At 62.1% G+C, this 16,104-nt stretch carries 12 protein-coding genes and 1 pseudogene; 3 read left to right on the top strand and 10 right to left on the bottom strand.

What is annotated here, in order from left to right:
• Positions 1 to 42: 42 nt before the first annotated feature.
• From ACIQXM_RS17985 to ACIQXM_RS18010, 6 genes are all read right to left on the bottom strand, one after another.
• Positions 43 to 645, bottom strand: coding sequence for a helicase associated domain-containing protein (locus ACIQXM_RS17985; protein WP_400934094.1), 603 nt, complete (start codon positions 643 to 645; stop codon positions 43 to 45).
• 232 nt (positions 646 to 877) lie between these two features.
• Positions 878 to 1,135 carry a hypothetical protein gene (locus ACIQXM_RS17990; RefSeq protein ID WP_400934097.1) on the bottom strand — a complete coding sequence of 86 codons (258 nt, stop codon included), beginning with the start codon at positions 1,133 to 1,135 and terminating at the stop codon, positions 878 to 880.
• A gap of 61 nt (positions 1,136 to 1,196) precedes the next feature.
• The gene (locus ACIQXM_RS17995; protein ID WP_400934102.1) at positions 1,197 to 1,385 is read right to left on the bottom strand and encodes a hypothetical protein; all 189 of its coding nucleotides are present in this window, start codon (positions 1,383 to 1,385) and stop codon (positions 1,197 to 1,199) included.
• Position 1,386: 1 nt separating this feature from the next.
• Positions 1,387 to 1,854 carry a single-stranded DNA-binding protein gene (locus ACIQXM_RS18000; RefSeq protein WP_400934104.1) on the bottom strand — a complete coding sequence of 156 codons (468 nt, stop codon included), beginning with the start codon at positions 1,852 to 1,854 and terminating at the stop codon, positions 1,387 to 1,389.
• Positions 1,855 to 1,898: 44 nt separating this feature from the next.
• Positions 1,899 to 2,162 (bottom strand): glutaredoxin family protein, encoded by a 264-nt coding sequence (locus ACIQXM_RS18005; protein ID WP_400934107.1) that lies wholly within the window; start codon positions 2,160 to 2,162, stop codon positions 1,899 to 1,901.
• A gap of 461 nt (positions 2,163 to 2,623) precedes the next feature.
• Entirely contained in the window at positions 2,624 to 3,058 is a 435-nt protein-coding gene (locus ACIQXM_RS18010; RefSeq protein WP_400934109.1) for a hypothetical protein, read from the bottom strand.
• A gap of 503 nt (positions 3,059 to 3,561) precedes the next feature.
• Here ACIQXM_RS18010 and ACIQXM_RS18015 point away from each other — a divergent pair.
• Positions 3,562 to 3,966, top strand: coding sequence for a hypothetical protein (locus ACIQXM_RS18015; RefSeq protein WP_400934112.1), 405 nt, complete (start codon positions 3,562 to 3,564; stop codon positions 3,964 to 3,966).
• Positions 3,967 to 4,038: 72 nt separating this feature from the next.
• Here ACIQXM_RS18015 and ACIQXM_RS18020 read toward each other — a convergent pair whose 3' ends face one another.
• Together ACIQXM_RS18020 and ACIQXM_RS18025 are read right to left on the bottom strand one after the other, a co-directional pair.
• Positions 4,039 to 4,227 carry a hypothetical protein gene (locus ACIQXM_RS18020; RefSeq protein ID WP_400934115.1) on the bottom strand — a complete coding sequence of 63 codons (189 nt, stop codon included), beginning with the start codon at positions 4,225 to 4,227 and terminating at the stop codon, positions 4,039 to 4,041.
• Positions 4,228 to 4,442: 215 nt separating this feature from the next.
• Positions 4,443 to 5,498, bottom strand: a complete 1,056-nt coding sequence (locus ACIQXM_RS18025; RefSeq protein ID WP_400934120.1) for a DUF4192 domain-containing protein — start codon at positions 5,496 to 5,498, stop codon at positions 4,443 to 4,445.
• A gap of 1,401 nt (positions 5,499 to 6,899) precedes the next feature.
• On the opposite strand from ACIQXM_RS18025, the gene ACIQXM_RS18030 reads away from it, so the two are divergent.
• On the top strand, positions 6,900 to 10,163 hold the full coding sequence (locus ACIQXM_RS18030; RefSeq protein WP_400934123.1) for an RHS repeat domain-containing protein: 3,264 nt from the start codon (positions 6,900 to 6,902) through the stop codon (positions 10,161 to 10,163).
• Between the two features lie 785 nt (positions 10,164 to 10,948).
• On the opposite strand, the gene ACIQXM_RS18035 is transcribed toward ACIQXM_RS18030, so the two are convergent.
• Positions 10,949 to 12,331 (bottom strand): ParB/RepB/Spo0J family partition protein, encoded by a 1,383-nt coding sequence (locus tag ACIQXM_RS18035; RefSeq protein ID WP_400934126.1) that lies wholly within the window; start codon positions 12,329 to 12,331, stop codon positions 10,949 to 10,951.
• Between the two features lie 437 nt (positions 12,332 to 12,768).
• Between ACIQXM_RS18035 and ACIQXM_RS18040 the strand changes: the two are divergent.
• Positions 12,769 to 12,975: pseudogene (locus ACIQXM_RS18040) on the top strand (DUF192 domain-containing protein); the annotation flags it as partial.
• Here ACIQXM_RS18040 and ACIQXM_RS18045 read toward each other — a convergent pair.
• The gene (locus ACIQXM_RS18045; protein ID WP_400934129.1) at positions 12,972 to 14,210 is read right to left on the bottom strand and encodes a ScyD/ScyE family protein; all 1,239 of its coding nucleotides are present in this window, start codon (positions 14,208 to 14,210) and stop codon (positions 12,972 to 12,974) included. The pseudogene ACIQXM_RS18040 and the gene ACIQXM_RS18045 sit on opposite strands and share 4 nt — an antisense overlap.
• Positions 14,211 to 16,104 lie beyond the last annotated feature (1,894 nt).

Here is a 16,104-nt window from a genome sequence, read left to right on the forward strand (position 1 = left end):
CGCAGGCACGTTAGGGGCTGGCCCAACCCTGCGCAGCGGCGTTCAGCAGCTGGACCGGTGCCAGTTTGGATTCTGTTGTTCCAGCCGTGTTCTCCTGCCCTGTCGCAATGTTCCTCTCCGCAGGCAATCTCGCTGCCGCTGCATCCAGACAGCCAGGACCTTCTCCAGCGGTTCAACCGCAGTTTTATACCGCGGATACCGGCCGTTTTCAGCGATAAATTTCTCCAGCTCCTGTGCCCGCTGCTCCCACAGCGCTTCTTCACGTTCTTTCTTTGGTGGCGTTAACCAGCCGGGCAAATGCTCGTCCAGGAAAGACTTCCGCGGTTCGGGGAGTTTGCCGGCCCGGTATTGCTGCCGCTGGTACTGCATGAACGTGTACAGCTGCTGCTCGCCCTCGATGTACCCGCGGGGGAACCTGCCGTGCGCCTGGCGGAAGTCGGCCAGTTGGGCGGCCCGTTCCTCCCAGCTGGGTTTCAGTTTCTTGAATCCGCCCGGTGGAAGGGTCGGCTGGTCGTGGACCATGAGCCGCTGACCGAACAGCTCGGGGTGATAGGCGATTCTGTTTCGGATGTGTTCGTAGACCTTGCGGTACGGCACTCTGCAGAGAACGGCGATCCGCCATGGGTCGAGCCCTTTGGTCCACATGTAAAACCACTCTTGGCGGGACCAGTGCTGGGGAGTCCAGGGCTCCGTCTCTGAGGGTTCCAGGTCTGTCGATCCGGTCATGGACGCAGCTAAGCAAGAAACAGAGGATTCCGCCACGGTGGCGCGTGTTGCTTTGGTCCGGGCTCGTGGCTGGGCGTTAAAGGGTGGAAGCGGGAACCACACCACATGGTTCCCGCTTCCCTTACTGCCCTCCGCAACCAACGAAGGAAATCTATGGGGCGCGGTGCTTCTCTTCTTCGAGTGTCCGTCTGCCCGGGCGCAGGGCGCCGGCCTGTACCGGTTCCCATTTTCTGCCCTGATTGTATTTGCGCTGCAGCCTGCGCACCTCGCGCAGGGCTGCTGCTTCGATCAAGTCTGACACAGACCCGTAACCTTCGGCCGCACCTGCGGCCAGGAACGCTGCCCGGATCTGTTCGGCGTCCTCGGTGGTGAAGTAGGGGGTGAATTGTGCCGGTTTTTTCTTACTCATCGGCCTTGTTCTCCTGCTGTCTTCGCCGGCTGTTTGGACGTCAGTGAATGCGCATACAGATTCAATGTTCCTGTACCTGGATTCTTAGGTTCTCGGCTGCAGCTGCCCACTGCAGGAAAGGTGCTCCGGTGGCTTCGGTGGGATCCTCGCTGCGGGCCAGGAATTCTTCCCTGATGTATTCGAGTGCAGTGGAGAGCACGTAGAGGTCGTGCTCTCCACTGACGTCGAGTTCGATGAGTCTTTCGGCCATGTTAGGAGTTTGCCCAGCTTTCCCAGGAGTTGTCCGGGGTCTGTGCGGGTTCGCCGGCCGGTTGGTTGGCGGGATGGTTGGCGGCGGCCGCTGCGGGTGCCTGCTTGCCGGATCGGGTGATTTTGACGGTTGCGTAGCGCAGCGATGCACCGATTTCCTCGACCTCGAATTCGATGACGGTGCGCTTCTCCCCTTCTTTGGTTTCGTAGCTGCGGGGCTTCAGCACGCCGTGGGCGACGACACGGGTTCCCTTGGTGAGGGATTCGGCCGCGTTTTCAGCCGCTTCCCGCCAGACGCTGCCGCGCAGGTACAGGGTGTCGCCGTCTTTCCAGTCGTTGGTCTTCCGGTCAAAGGTGCTGGGGGTGGAGGCAATGGTGAAGTTTGCGACTGCTGCGCCGTTGGGGGTGAAGCGCAGTTCGGGGTCGGTGGTGAGGTTTCCGATAACGGTGATGGTGGTTTCGCCTGCCATGGTGATCAGCTTCCTTTGGATAGGGTGGTGCTGCTTTTTATGGGTTAGTGCGTTTTTTCCAGCTCGATGACTTTGTTGATCTTGTCGGGCTGCAGCCCTGACCAGTGGTCTTCGGATCCGTCTTTTTCGTACACGACGACCGGTGCCTGGGCGTATCCGAGTTCGTCGCTGATGTAGTCCAGGGCTTCCGAATTGGTGGTGATGTCCACGATCTGAGGATTGAGGCCGGCAGATTCAAACTTACGGACGGTGAGCTTGCAGGGTCCGCAACCGGGTTTGGTGTAGACGGTGATGGTCATGGCACTCATTCCTCAGGTTTCGTGGTCCGGCTGGATAAAGATTCCTTGGCTTTGCTGCTACTTCTATTATCCTTTTATTCAGATGAATAAACAAGGGTTTTGCCGCTTATTCTAGGGGTTTTCCGGCCTTATTCTGTACTCGTCAAAGGCCGATTTTGATGGCGTCGCTCAGCCTTTCAAGCGGAAACCGCCGGCTTAGAACGAAGCCCTTCCGCGCCGTTCCCGGATTCGTCCAAAGAATGCCTTTTCTCCGAGCTTGCTGTGCTGGGAGGTTCGATTCCCCTGGGAGCCGGGTCGGCAGGCAGCGGGACCGGCAGCCGGCCCCTCCCCTGTCGTTTCTGCTTGATCCCGTCGGCAGTGTCGGTTGACGGGCGGGGCTGGGTCCAGGAAGCAGCGGACCCGGCGCCCGGCCCGAGCTCTGCGAGGGCCGGGCCGCGCATCTGGGGAAGGTGCGCGGCCCGGCCGATCAGTTAATCTGCGGTTTCCCGTCCGGGAATCCAGCCAAGGTAGGGCTTGCGGTAGCGGCTGGGCAGTTCGGCGGCGGTGCCGGGCAGGTCCTCCGGCCCGGATGAGTGGCCGAGCTTCCAGAAGTCGAACACTGCCGCCGTGATCGCGTCGTGGTAGGCGCTCTGGGTGCGGAACCAGTGGGTGTGGGTGTCGCCTTCGATGTAGAGGCCGTACCCGTACAGGGGCCCTTCTGCATCGGTGTGCTTGGCGGCCGCGAAGATGATGTAGGGCCATGCTCCGGCGTCCCATCCTTCACTGCCCCAGTTGGGCAGGACAGCCCACGGAGTTCCCGTGAGGGTGTCCATCCAGTCGTAGCCGTCGCCGGTGCGGTCGTCGGCGGGCAGCTGCGGGGCCTGCACGGTCTCGCAGGTGTCCTGCGTGGTGAATTGGTGGTTCATGGTTTTTGCTCCTGTGGTTGCGGGTGGGGTTCGGGGCCTGTGGTGATGCCGGCAGTTGGCCCCTCCCCCGTTGTTTTTGCCTGCTGGCGAAGCTTGCGAGCTGTGCCCGACGCAGGCCTGTCTACCCTTGGGCAAGGTTCAGGAAATTTTCGGCGGAATGAGCGCCTTCTGACGGTGTATTCCCGGCTCATTCCGCCGAAAAATTCCTGGGCCGCAGGCCCCGAGGAACGAGGGGCTAGACAGGCCGGAGCGGGCACGTATGATCCGAAGGACAGCAGCAAAAAACGTCGTAGACACATCAGGCCCGGGGGGTCCGGAGCTCTGCGACGGCACGCCCCGGGCCAAAGAGCCGGCCGCGCAGCGGACGCCCGATTCCTGGTTGGAGCCCCCAGGCGGAAACCAGGGCCGTAATGTGTCTACGCCAGAAAGGCTCATCTGGGCATCCGGCAGAACAGTGGCAGAGAACCCTTGTCCCATGCTGGGACACCTGTTACTGTCCCAGCATGGGACAACATGAGGATTACCTTTACGTAGACAACTGGGATAAGTCTCTCTCCAGGAAAGACCGTATTGAACGCGGGCCTTTTCAGTCTTTCTTCGGGGTCGGTCGTGGTGAGAGGGCCGCTGCTGCAGTAGCTTCAGCTCGGCAGCGGTCAGAATTAGCCGACCAGGTACTCGCCCAGGTCAAGGAACAGGCTGTTTATGCCTTGCTTGTTGAGGGGCTCAGCGTGCGAGCCATTGCCGACCGCACAGGTATCCCCAAGACCGACGTGGGGCGAATTTCTCGCAGGCTCGGCAACATCGGCACAGGGCAAGGTTCAGGATCAACCACCATGCCTCTGGTCGATCCTGATCAGAACAAAATCATCGGAGACCAGATACGTGAAGCATGGGGAGAGCCCACCTAAGAGGGACCAATAGCGGAGAACGTCGCATTTTAAGGATCGCCCGGCTGGGCGGTCCTTCCGTCTTCCGTAATGTCAGCCTTCCAAGAGCCGGCTGTCGCCCTCCGGTATCCATGACAGATCCGTTGGACCTGGAGCTGCATTCCTCTGGACGTCCAGGATGTGGGCGATGCCGGCCTCGGCGGCGGTGTCAGAGGGGCGCCGCGTTGCCGGTGCCTTTGGGATGCTCAGGCCGTTGGCATGAATGAAGTCCGGTGTGCGCATTGACTGTAGTCCTGGAGGTAGTGGTTTTGGTGCGGCCCACTGTACCGGGATCCGTGGGGTTGTTCCTGGGCTGGGTGGTGTGGACGCGCAGCGTGTCATGGCGGCGGCCGGGGGAGCGTGCGGCGGAGGACGCCGCCCGCGCACCTGGGCGGACCGGCCTGCATAGAAATAGGGTCGGAACCCCGTTCATGGGATTCCGGCCCCTCTTCTGTCTCCTAGCTGTGGGTTCCTCTCTTGTAGGCGGTGTTGGGGTTGGTGGACGTTTTGGCCAGCAGGCCTGTTCGAAGCATTTCGTCCAGCAGTTCCGCAAGCCTGTAACCCGGTTCGGATTCCATGGCCTTAGCCAGATAGTCCGCGGCCAAGGACCCTTGTCCCTTGTACCAAGCCAGCCAGCCAAGAGCGCTAAAGAGCGGGGCGCGGTCCGCGGTGGGCGTGCAGGCCAGCAGCTGGACCAGCAGGACCTCGCACGCGTCCACCCGTGACCAGTCCGGGCGTTCGGGATGCTGTCCCATGAAAACAGCCCGGTAGATGCCTTCGTCCTCGGCGGGATTGATCATGTCGGCCATGATGCGGTCCCGAAGCGCTTTAACCTGCAGGTAGGAAACCAGCTGGATTGTTGCTTCTTCGTCCGGCTGGGTGCCTACAGCCTCGTACCAAGCGGAGCGGGCCTCGCACATGGCCGGTTCGGTGAAATCCACCGGGTTGCGGACTTCAAGCCGGGCCGCTGCCTCGTGGATTCTCCGGCCTGTGTCCTCGCGTCCGATAAATGCCGGGTTCTCCGCCAGTTCGGTGCACTTGGCGGATCCAGCGAAGACCATGTGTGCACTCAGGACGCTGTCTTCAATGTCGCTGAGCGGGTTCATGGTGCAGCAGTCTGCATCCTCGCAAAAGTAGGTTGTCCATCCGTGGTCAGTGATGAGCCAGCCGTCACGGATGGGGATGCCTGCGCTTTCAAGCTCGATCTCAATTGCTTGGGCGTAGTCCTTGTAGGGTTTGGCGTCGAAGTCGAAGGGGTCTGCGGCCGGTTCGTTGGTGTAAACGAGGAACAGGGTCCCGTCTGCGTTGGTGTCCGACAGCAGGTGGTGAGCGATCATCTGGGCGAAATCGGACGGGCTAACCGACTCGTCGGGGATATCCATCCGAAGGGATGCCCCGGTGCGGGTGCCGTTCAGGGTGATAAAGCCGAACGATTCGCGGGGGTCAAAACCCAGTGAGTGCGGGAAGAACGCCAGAATATCGGCGGCGGTCGTGGCGGTGATGTGCTTGCTCATGGTTTTTGCTCCTGTGGTTGCGGGTGGGGTTCGGGGCCTGTGGTGATGCCGGCAGTTGGTTGCCCCTCCCCCGTTGTTTTTTGCCTGCTGGCGAAGCTTGCGAGCTGTGCCCGACGCAGGCCTGTCTACCCGCAGGGCAAGGAACAGGGAATTTTCGGCGGAATGAGCGCCTTCTGACGGTGTATTCCCGGCTCATTCCGCCGAAAAATTCCTGGGCCGCAGGCCCCGAGGAACGAGGGGCTAGACAGGCCGGAGCGGGCACGTATGATCCGAAGGACAGCAGCAAAAAACGTCGTAGACACATCAGGCCCGGGGGGTCCGGAGCTCTGCGACGGCGCCCCCGGGCCAAAGAGCCGGCCGCGCAGCGGACGCCCGATTCCTGGTTGGAGCCCCCCCGGCGGAAACCAGGGCCGTAAAACCGCGCCACGGCATCGCGGGCCGGCCGCCACTGCAATGTCCGAGTGGGTGAGCCGGACAGCCGGACCGGGCGGTGAGCCTGTTAGTGCGCACCACCCGGTCCTGACGGCTTAGCTGTGGTGCTTTCGGATGGCTGTCCAGGCTGTCGTGACGGCGCCCAGTGCCAGGAGCGAGAGCAGCAGATTGACCAGGACCATGACTGTTTCCTTTCGGTAGTGAGCTGATTAGAGTGAGAAAGGAGCCCGGTGGCCGCAACCTTTGCGGTCACGACCACCGGGGGTTGTGTGACTACCTCCTTGCACGTCGCTTACGCTTCCGAGTTGCCCCTCGGGAGCGTTTGCTCGTTAAGAGCACGCGTCGTGCGGTGAGTAGAGCCACGACTGCGGTTGCCAGATTCACTACCGCGGTAGTGATCTGCAGCGCCTGGTCGATGCTCATTAGCCACACCTCCTTTCTGCCCCGCCATGCGAGGCCCCCACCGATTCAGCCGGTCGAGGGTGGACTGTCAATCCCGAAGAGTGGCCGGACGACGGCGCGAAATAGGGAGCGCCAGCGACCGCGTGCCGGCGTTTGGGCGCGTGGATTGACTGGACGGGCCCCCGGACGGCTACGATCGATGGCCTTGTATGACGGAGATACCCAGCCACGCACAAGGCAAAAAGAGGCTTTCAGTCCGGAGCGCAGCGCAGGGCCGCTCTAGATCGTTGGATGCCTGAGTGACTGCCCTTTCGGTTGGCTCGGACCCCTGACTGGTGGTCCTGTTCTAGAAGGTCAGCATTCGGCTCTCATTCCGAAGACCCCGCCATATCGGCTAGCCCCTGTTGTGTTGTGGCTGCCTGCAGTTTTGGTGGGTTTGTCAACCAGGTGGTTCCGTTTCAAAGACGGGTATGCGGGTCCGGTGACACCGTCTCTGGGCGAGACCTAGGGTTCGAGCAGCTGGAGCAATCAGACTCCCGCATAGTCTCGTATTCTCCGGGGGTTTTCATGCTGCTAATGCCATCCCGCCGTGCCCAAAAAGCCGGCTCTCTCGCTGCCGCCGCCACGGCAGCAGCCCTGGTGCTGGGGTTAGCCACCCCAGTCCAGGCCACCGTTCCCCTAGCAGTTCCCGGGGCCTCAGCAGGTGCTCAGAACACCGTTGGCCTTCTGGGGTCCCGCCCCGGTGCGACCAGACTCCCTGTCCCGGTCAGCGACTCCGTTAGTGCCTCGGTCGATGTTGGGACCGGCAACCTCTCCGTGTCCATTGGCGCTCTCAGCCTGCCGGGCGTCAACTCAGATGCCAGCCTGGGCATGGTCTATAACTCGCGTTCCACTGATGCGGCCTCCTCGTACACAGCCCCCCGCTGGAGCATGGCCCTTGCTGCCGCCGGAACCTTGTCCACCACTTCCAAGGGCGTTCTGTTCACCTCCGGAGACGGATACTCCGCCCTCTTCACTCCGGTCACCGGATCCACCACTGCTTTCGTCCCTCCGGCCGGGGTGAAGGCCGACCTGGTCAAAACCAGCACCGGCTACACGCTGACATCCCGTACCACCGCCGAGGTGCAGACCTTCGACGCGGACGGCAAAGCCGTGTCCATTGCGGACCGCAACGGCAATAAGACCGCCCTCACTTATACCGGGAATAAGCCAACGAAGATCGTGGGCACCAGGGCGAGTGAGGCGGCCCGCACCGCCACGGTCAGTTACGGTGCCGAGACAGGCCTGGTGGAGAAGATCAGCCAGACCGCGGGCACCAGCACCCGCGCTGCCTCTTTCACCAAGGACCAGTACAGCAACAACATGGTCAGCTACAAGGACGTGAACGGAAAATCCACCCGCTTCGAGTACAGCGGATCCCTGCTCATTCGCATTACCTCAGCTGCCGGCTCGACCGTCAGGTTCAGCTATGACAACCAGGCACGCGTCACCAAGATTGAGAAGGTGGCTGACGCCGCTGGTTCCCCCGGCAACTCCGCGACGCGGCTGTCCTATGTGTCGGCCACGCAGGTCCTGCTTGCCGGACCGAACACGGACCAGGCTGCTGCGGTGAACACAGTCCCCCGCACCACCTACACTCTGGACGGCACCGGGCGGGTGACTACCGTCGTGGACGCCGCCGGCCGTACCCAGGCCAAGACGTACACCGCTGACTTCGATACGCTCACCGCGACCCAAGGCACCGGTACCACCGCGGGAACAACGTCGAACACCTACGGCGCCAACACGGGACAGTCGATGACCGCCTCGCAGTCCTCCACCGGGGCGACCGGCCAGGCTGAGTATGCCAACACGGCCGCCAACACCAAATACCTGGCTACCTCCGGTACGGATGATGCGGGCAACAAAAGCACGTACACCTTCAACGGTTCCGGGAACATGCTTTCCTCCTCCGATGCCTTGGCCGCAACCGCTGCTCTGACCTACAACGCTGACGGCACCGTAGCCACCGCGCAGGCACCGGGTAATGGCACCAATACCACCAAGTACACCTACAACACGGACAAGCAGCTGACCCGAACGACCCCCGTTACAGGTTCCTCCCTTGCCGCCAAGGACTTCACCTACGACGAGTGGGGCCGCACCAAAACCACCACGGACGGCCGCGGGAACACCACTACCTACACTTATGACACCGCCGGGCGGGTCCTCACCCAGGCCTTCTCAGACGGTACCGCCGCTGTTTCCTACACCTACGACGCCGACGGACGCACCACCGCGCGGGTGGACGGATCAGGGACCACCACCTACGGGTATGACCAGCTCGGGCGGCTGACCTCCCGCACCAACACAGCGGGTGGCGGAACCATCAGCTACGGCTACGACAAAGCGTCCAACCTGGTCTCCAAGACTGACAGCCGCGGTACCACCGGTTATGAATTCGACGATGCCGGTGTTCCCACGGCCCTGAAATACACGCTCAATGGTGTGCTGAAGACTCTGGCCTTCGGCGTTGACGACAAGGGACGGCGAACCGATTCCTGGATGCAGTCCAACAAAGACCACACGGTATGGGCCGCTCATTCAAGCACTGAATATGACACGTCCGGCAAGGTCGTCCGCGTCACCGCGCAAACCGGACCAAACAGTACCGACAACACTCCGGTGATGGACCTGTCCTACTGCTACACAGCCGGCACTGCCGCACCGAATTGCACAGCAAATGCCGCCTCGGACAGGTCTAAGGTCCAGTGGATCAAGGACAACCTCTCCGGCGCCGTATCGGCTTACACCTACGACAAGGCAGGCCGGCTCACGAAAGCCGTCGTGACCGGGGGTCCCTCACCGGCGACCTACACCTACACCTACGATGCCCGCGGCAACCGACTCACCTCCGGCGGACCCTCCGGAACCCAGACTCTGGCCGTGAACGCCGCAAACCAGATCACCACCGCCGGCTACACCTTCGACGGCACGGGCAACCTCACCGCCGATCCGTCCGGCGCCTACACCTACAACGGCGCCCAGCAGATGACCACCGCCACCCTCGGCGGGAAGACCTACACCTATAAGTACGCCGGTGCAGCCCAGAATGAGCTGCTGTCCCAGACCACACCTCAGGGCACCTATCAGCTCACCTACGGGCGCACCGATGCCTTGGGAATGCCGATCATCGAGCAGCTGAAGAAGGACAATCTCACCGCCTATATTGAGCACGACCCGGTCACCGGGGAACCGTTGATGCTGCGCACCAACACCGGAATGCAGTCCCTGTATGTGTATGACGGGACCGGTAACCCGGCTGCCCTGCTCACCAGCGGGGAATATGTGGCCTTCGCCTACACCTACGACCCTTACGGCCAGCCCACCCTCACCGAAAACTCAGGAGGAGCAGGCGTCCCGCAGAATCCATACACGTTCAAGGTCGGGTTGCAGGACCGGGCTACCGGGTGGGTCAAGTACGGGCAGCGCTGGTACAGCCCGGGTATTGGCCGCTGGACGCAAATGGACACCCTCGACGCACCGCTAGACCCCGCCAACGCCAACCGCTACGCTTATGCCGCCAACGACCCCATCAACAACGCAGATCCCCTCGGACTGATGACAGGGTGCGCTCCCATGAACTCGCCAGGGTGTTTGGGCGGAGGCGTGTCTGTACCATCGGTTGATGATTCAAACGACTCCTTCCTGTGCCGCTTACAAACGCTGAGCTGGGCAATGGGCCCCCTGACCATATACGCGGGTCCTTCGACACAAACGGTCCTGACCTTCGCTGCTTTCGTTTATGGGCCTGTATCGATGTCCACTGACTGCGGGTTTGATTGGTGGTGAGCAAAGTTACTGGTGAAAGGCTGCTGAATCGCAGGCCTACAGTGCGTCAGTGCGACGTGAGCGCCGGGGTACTCGCGTTCGCGGCTCTTGGCATCGCGTTGGCGCCTAGTGCACTTCCCTTCGGAGGCAGGGGCCCAATATTCCTAGGGGCTCTATCGCTGCTGGGCATGATCATGAATGGGCGGAGAGCTACGCGGAACAAAGAGATAATCAGGGTCGTCCGAATAACCAAGGGTCAGATGGCTGTGAGCACCGCGCTACTCTTCGCCGGGGCGGTCGTCTGCACTGTTACGATGGTCGCCATATCCGATTTCTGGGGCCCGTTCGGTCTATTCCTTATGCTGACCGGACTAGTGATCCAGCTGCTGGTTAAGCGGGAATCGCCCAACAGATCCCCCCGCCAGAACGAAAACTAGCGCGGGAAAGAGCCAGACCGGATTCATTCTGGGCTTGGACTTATGCAACTATCGGGCCTGCTGGATTGGGCCCGCCAAAAAAGATGAAAGCGGGAGCCGTACCATACGGCTCCCGCTTCGCTTATTGTCCTCCGCACCCAATGAAGTAAATCTATGGTGCCTGGCGGCCCTGGGTACGCTGGCCCGGGCGAAGGCCGGCCCGTGCCGGGCTTGGTCGGTGCTGGGTGGAGTGAACGCGGAGCGTGTCATGGCGGCGGCCGGGGGAGCGTGCGGCGGAGGCCGCCGCACGCGCACTCAGGGATTTCCGGGAACCCGGGGCCGGGGCCGGAATCCTCGGCTCTGGGTTCCGGCCCCGCTCCCCCGTCCTGTTTATTCGGTGGTAGCTTCTTCTGCGATCATTCCCTCTTCCTCGGCCTGTACCTCAGCCAGGCGGTGGCCGGGCGCTGTTTCCTCGATCTCCTGGCCGTGGTCGGTAATGATCCGCTCGACGTCGCTGAGGGTATATCCCCACGTTTCGAGCCGGGTCAGGTAGTGCTTGGCTGTGGGTGAGGGGTTGCGCCATGACTGGCGGGAAAGGCCTTTCTCGAATCCGGACAGGACCATGGCCAGCATGTTCGTTTCGGGCCGGGTGGAGGGCTTTGCCGTGATGCGTGCCAGCTCGCCGTAGTTGTCGCTTCCTCCGAGCAGTTCAGCGGCGAACCCGTGGTGCTTGGCCAGGCCGTCCGCGACGCTGTAGGAGTGCCCTCCCATGGAATCGGAGATGAACCGCAGAGCATCCTTGGGTGTCTTCTTGGACTGAAGCAGGGTCTTGATGAACTCGACCCGCACGCTTTGAGCGGCGTCCCATGCCCGGTTGTTCTCGATCACGGTCCGCCGTTCGGCTTTCTCTTCCTCTGTCATGGCACCGGTCCGTGGCGCTCCGGGCTTGATGAATCCCGCGGCTTTCCAATCGGTGTGCAGGAAAACCACGTTCATCTCCCCGTTGTACTTGTGCACGATGTAGGCGGCGTTGGCGTCTGCAATGGTGAGCGGTTCCCCGTCAGCGGTACGCAGGTCACCAATCGGGGCCATCGGTCCCTTGTAGTCGTAGTACAGGACGTTTTCCGTGACGACGGTCAGATTCTGCGCTTCAAGTTCGGCGCTCATGCTGGCGAATTCGGCGGCACGTTTGCGGTCATCCCTGATCCGCTGGGCGGCGTGGTTGAACCACTGCGGGTCCTTCGCTGCGGTGTGTTCGAGCTGTTCCACGGCGGCGGCATCGTCGCTGAATTCCTCGATGACTGCCGCCATTTCCAGCGTCATCCCGCCTGCAAGGGCGGCGGTGGCCGTGTCATTGGAGCGGACTTTCAGGGCCGCGTCCACCACGGTTTTCCTGGCTCCGGTTTTGCGGGCGATCTGGGTAGCGGAGACTCCCAGCAGTGAGAGCTGGTGGAAGGCATCGGCCCGGTCCACCTCAGTCAGTGCCTGCCTGTGGTCGTTCTCCACTACCTGCTTGGCCAGCCGGTCGGCTTCGGTGAGGCTGTCCACGATGTAGACGGGCATTTCGGTCAGTTTGTTCTCCACGGCGGCGAGGGTGCGGCGCTGGCCGTAGAGCACGTGCACGGTGCCGTCCTCGGTGCGGTGGGCGACGACAGGCTGAATAACTCCATGCTCCTTGATTGAGGCAAGAAAAGCCTTGTCGAGCTGGACATCGGCGCGGACATTCGCGTCGATGGTCAGCTGGGCCGGGTCTATCTGTTCCAGAACAGTCATGGTCTTGTGCTCCTGTGGTTGCGGGCGGGGTTCGCGGCCTGTGGTGGTCCAGCAGTTGGCCCCTCCCCCGTTGTTTTTTGCCTGCTGGCGAAGCTTGCGAGCTGTGCCCGACGCAGGCCTGTCTACCCGCAGGGCAAGGGTCGGAAAATTTCCGGAGGGAATCAGCGACGAAGGAGCGCCGGATGAAAATTTGCGGGCTGCAGGCCCCGACGAAGGAGGGGCTAGACAGGCCGGAGCCGGCACGTATGATCCGAAGGACAGCAGCAAAAAACGTCGTAGACACATCAGGTCCGGGGGGGGTCCGGAGCTCTGCGACGGTGCACCCCGGGCCAAAGAGCCGGCCGCGTAGCGGACGCCCGATTCCTGGTTGGAGCGCCAGCGGAAAACAGGAGCAATAGAGCCGCAACGGTGCAGCGTGGGCCGGTCACAGCGCAGAAAGGCAGCAGAAGGGCCTCAGCGGCCGGGTTTATCTGCTCGGCGGACAAGGAATGGTTTTTGATCTGGGGGAACCCAAACAAACAGAGTTCTGGATGAGCAACGTCCTCATCCCTCTGGACGTGGTGTGGATTCGCGACAACAAAGTGTTGCGCATCGACACGGGCAGGCCGGTAGAGGAAAGAACTTTCCTCTACCGGCATAGCTAGTCCTCCGACCCGTCGCTGAAGACACCGCTGTCAGCGTGCCCGTGATGTCCGCCGCCGTGGTGATGGTGTTGGCCGCGGCAGGTGTCATCCAGTTCAACCCGGATGATTCTGCCGCTGGCCTGCTCCTGCGGAGGGCCTTCGACCAGTACATCCACGGACGCGTACAGGCCGTCTCCGCGCAGTTCCAGGGCATACGGCTGGTTGACTTCCAGGAACAGTTCGGGGGTGTCAGATCCGGCGGGCACCACGGAAATCCGGTTTTCGTCCAGTTCTGCCACGAAGATGTCCCCGTTGTCGTTCACCGCCAGTTCGGTTGCCCTGATGGAGCCTAAGGCCACCAGCTCCGGCACGCCCGTAACCGGATTGATTCGGAAGACCGATCCGGGAGCCCCGGCATCAAAAAACGCCGGCAGCGAGGTCACATACAGGGCACCGTCGGGGCCGCGTTCGACGTCGGTCGGGACGGGTTCCGCCCGGTAGGTGAGGCCCGCTATGCACTCCGGGTACCCGAAGCCGGGAGGGAAGGTGGCAGGGAGGGTGAACGTGATCGGCGGCAGCACGGCAACCGTGGAGACACTGCCGTCGTAACCGGCCAGCACCAGGGCATTCATCCCGGCGTCAGCCACGACTATTCCGTTCCGGCCGGGCAGGGAGGCAACCGGGCTGGACTCCTTCAGGCCGGTGTAAGGCGCTGGTGCAACGCCTGGCGGCAGCTGGGCGGCACAGTCGGCGGGCAGTGCTTCTTCAAACCCGTAGGTATTGATGCCGTCCGGGTTTGCAGCATATTCATAGCCGGCAATATCGGCGACGGTCCGCACGTTGCCGTTGCGGTCAACCGACTGCAGCAGCCCGATGTTTGTTGCCGAATCCCGCGAGCCCTGCCCGGTACTCACCGAGAAGTAGGTGGTGCCGCGTGCGCGGGAGATGGAGGAGGTGCCATACTGACCCGGCGTTTCCTGTGGTGCCGCAGCAAGGAGCTCAGTTGTTGCGCCGCCGTTGCTGACACGGCTCACGATCCCGACGAACGATTGAGCTATGTCGATGGTGCCACCCCGGCCAACGGCGAAGCTCAGGGGGCCGGCCAGCCCGCCGGCGACGGTGGTTATTTCTCCGGCAACGGGAGCGGGCGGCGGTGCCGGTGGGTGTTGCCGGCCTCCGGCGGACGCAGGTGAGGCCGCGAGCCCCAGAACTGCGGCTGCGGCGAGGGCGGCGAGTGCAGGTGATGATTTCTTCACGGTGTTCTCCTCAGCATTGGGGTGTGCAATACGAGACTTGCCTCGGGCCTCCAGTGGTTTCCCCTCCACGCCCCCGCCGAGGCAGTGAAAGCCTAGGGGTGGCACCGTTTCGCGGACACATAGTTCCCGAAGGTGGCCCGGTTCATCGTCCAGAAAAACCACGTAGTCGGCGGGACCTGAAACTAGGTATTCTGCGGATAGACGTCCGGGACACCGCACGTAACCAATGGGGGGAATACCATGGCGCCGGAGGTACCAGCGAGCAGTGCCAGATTTGCGGAACGTCCGCCGGGGTGGCTTCGGTGGGGAGGCTACGGCAAAAAAACGTCGTAGACACATCAGGCCCGGGGGGTCCGGAGCTCTGCGACGGCGCGCCCCGGGCCAAAGAGCCGGCCGCGCAGCGGACGCCCGATTCCTGGTTGGAGCCCCCGGGCGGAAACCAGAACAATCTCTAGAGTGAGGGACAGGGCGAGCGTAGGAGCATGCCGAATTCGCGGACTGCGATCATATGCAACCGCCGTTGCCAAACGTCACGCGGAACAGAACCCGCCGAGCTGGCCGCGGAAGCGGAACAGGTGGCAGCAGCAGCTCTGCCCGCCCTCGAACCTGGCCCTAGGGTTCCCCGCGGACGCCGTATCCTGAGCTCCGCTGTTGATTATGGCGGAGCGGGCAGTTTGCAGCTGACTGGCAGTGGCCTGGCGTCTTCGAAGTGGTATGCCTTACTCCGGACGCCAGCTACACACAGCCGTCCACTCTGTCACTCACTGAGTCCCATACTCACGGAGTCTGGCTTCGGAGTCTGCCAGCCATATTCGTCTTAGCCTCGGGCATCCCCATCGTGAGCACGGGGTTGGCCTGGTCTGGCGTGTCCGCTGGCCACGGAATCACAGACTCAGTGAGTTCTTGAGTCTGTACCTATCGGCCGAACCGGCATGGGGCATTCATCTGAACGGGCCATTCCGACCTACCGCATCGAATGGTCCGCAATTCACCCTCCCCAGGTCAGGACTCAACCCCATCACACGCTGTCAGCGCCGACCCGGACGCGGTGGTGACGTGACATTCGCCGTAAATCTGGGTGCACCAATGCACCCCTGAGGGTGGGAATCAAACGGCGATCTTGACCGATAGACTCTGGCACTCCGCGACTCTGAAGCAACGTTTTCAGAATAGCTGGCGGCGACCCCTGACTCACAGAGTCCCAAACTTACAGAGTCTGAGTTCGGAGTCTGCCCGTGATTCGGCGCCATATCTGTTGATCCCCGGCTCCCAGAGTCTCGGACTCTGTGAGTTCCTGACTCAGTGAGTTCTTTGAGTCTGTACTTATCGGCCGAACCGGCATGGGGCATTCATCTGAACGGGCCATTCCGACCTACCGCATCGAATGGTCCGCAATTCACCCTCCCCAGGTCAGGACTCAACCCCATCACACGCTGTCAGCGCCGACCCGGACGCGGTGGTGACGTGACATTCGCCGTACATCTGGGTGTACCAATGCACCCCTGGGGGGAGTTCGGAGTCTGCCCGTGATTCGGCGCCATATCTGTTGATCCCCGGCTCCCAGAGTCTCGGACTCTGTGAGTTCCTGACTCAGTGAGTTCTTTGAGTCTGTACTTATCGGCCGAACCGGCATGGGGCATTCATCTGGACGGGCCATTCCGACCTACCGCATCGAATGGTCCGCAATTCACCCTCCCCAGGTCAGGACTCAACCCCATCACACGCTGTCAGCGCCGACCCGGACGCGGTGGTGACGTGACATTCGCCGTACATCTGGGTGCACCAATGCACCCCTGGGGGGAGTTCGGAGTCTGCCCGTGATTCGGCGCCATATCTGTTGATCCCCGGCTCCCAGAGTCTCGGACTCTGTGAGTTCCTGACTCAGTGAGTTCTT

It is taken from the genome of Arthrobacter sp. NPDC097144, from assembly GCF_044762205.1.
In the GTDB taxonomy this organism is placed as follows: domain Bacteria; phylum Actinomycetota; class Actinomycetes; order Actinomycetales; family Micrococcaceae; genus Arthrobacter_B.

Coding starts and splice junctions, on each gene's coding strand:
- ACIQXM_RS18015 (WP_400934112.1), top strand. CDS start 3,562: ATGGGACAACATGAGGATTACCTTTACGTAGACAACTGGGATAAGTCT.
- ACIQXM_RS18005 (WP_400934107.1), bottom strand. CDS start 2,162: ATGAGTGCCATGACCATCACCGTCTACACCAAACCCGGTTGCGGACCC.
- ACIQXM_RS18000 (WP_400934104.1), bottom strand. CDS start 1,854: ATGGCAGGCGAAACCACCATCACCGTTATCGGAAACCTCACCACCGAC.
- ACIQXM_RS18020 (WP_400934115.1), bottom strand. CDS start 4,227: ATGCGCACACCGGACTTCATTCATGCCAACGGCCTGAGCATCCCAAAG.
- ACIQXM_RS17990 (WP_400934097.1), bottom strand. CDS start 1,135: ATGAGTAAGAAAAAACCGGCACAATTCACCCCCTACTTCACCACCGAG.
- ACIQXM_RS17995 (WP_400934102.1), bottom strand. CDS start 1,385: ATGGCCGAAAGACTCATCGAACTCGACGTCAGTGGAGAGCACGACCTC.
- ACIQXM_RS18030 (WP_400934123.1), top strand. CDS start 6,900: ATGCTGCTAATGCCATCCCGCCGTGCCCAAAAAGCCGGCTCTCTCGCT.
- ACIQXM_RS18010 (WP_400934109.1), bottom strand. CDS start 3,058: ATGAACCACCAATTCACCACGCAGGACACCTGCGAGACCGTGCAGGCC.
- ACIQXM_RS18025 (WP_400934120.1), bottom strand. CDS start 5,498: ATGAGCAAGCACATCACCGCCACGACCGCCGCCGATATTCTGGCGTTC.
- ACIQXM_RS18035 (WP_400934126.1), bottom strand. CDS start 12,331: ATGACTGTTCTGGAACAGATAGACCCGGCCCAGCTGACCATCGACGCG.
- ACIQXM_RS17985 (WP_400934094.1), bottom strand. CDS start 645: ATGTGGACCAAAGGGCTCGACCCATGGCGGATCGCCGTTCTCTGCAGA.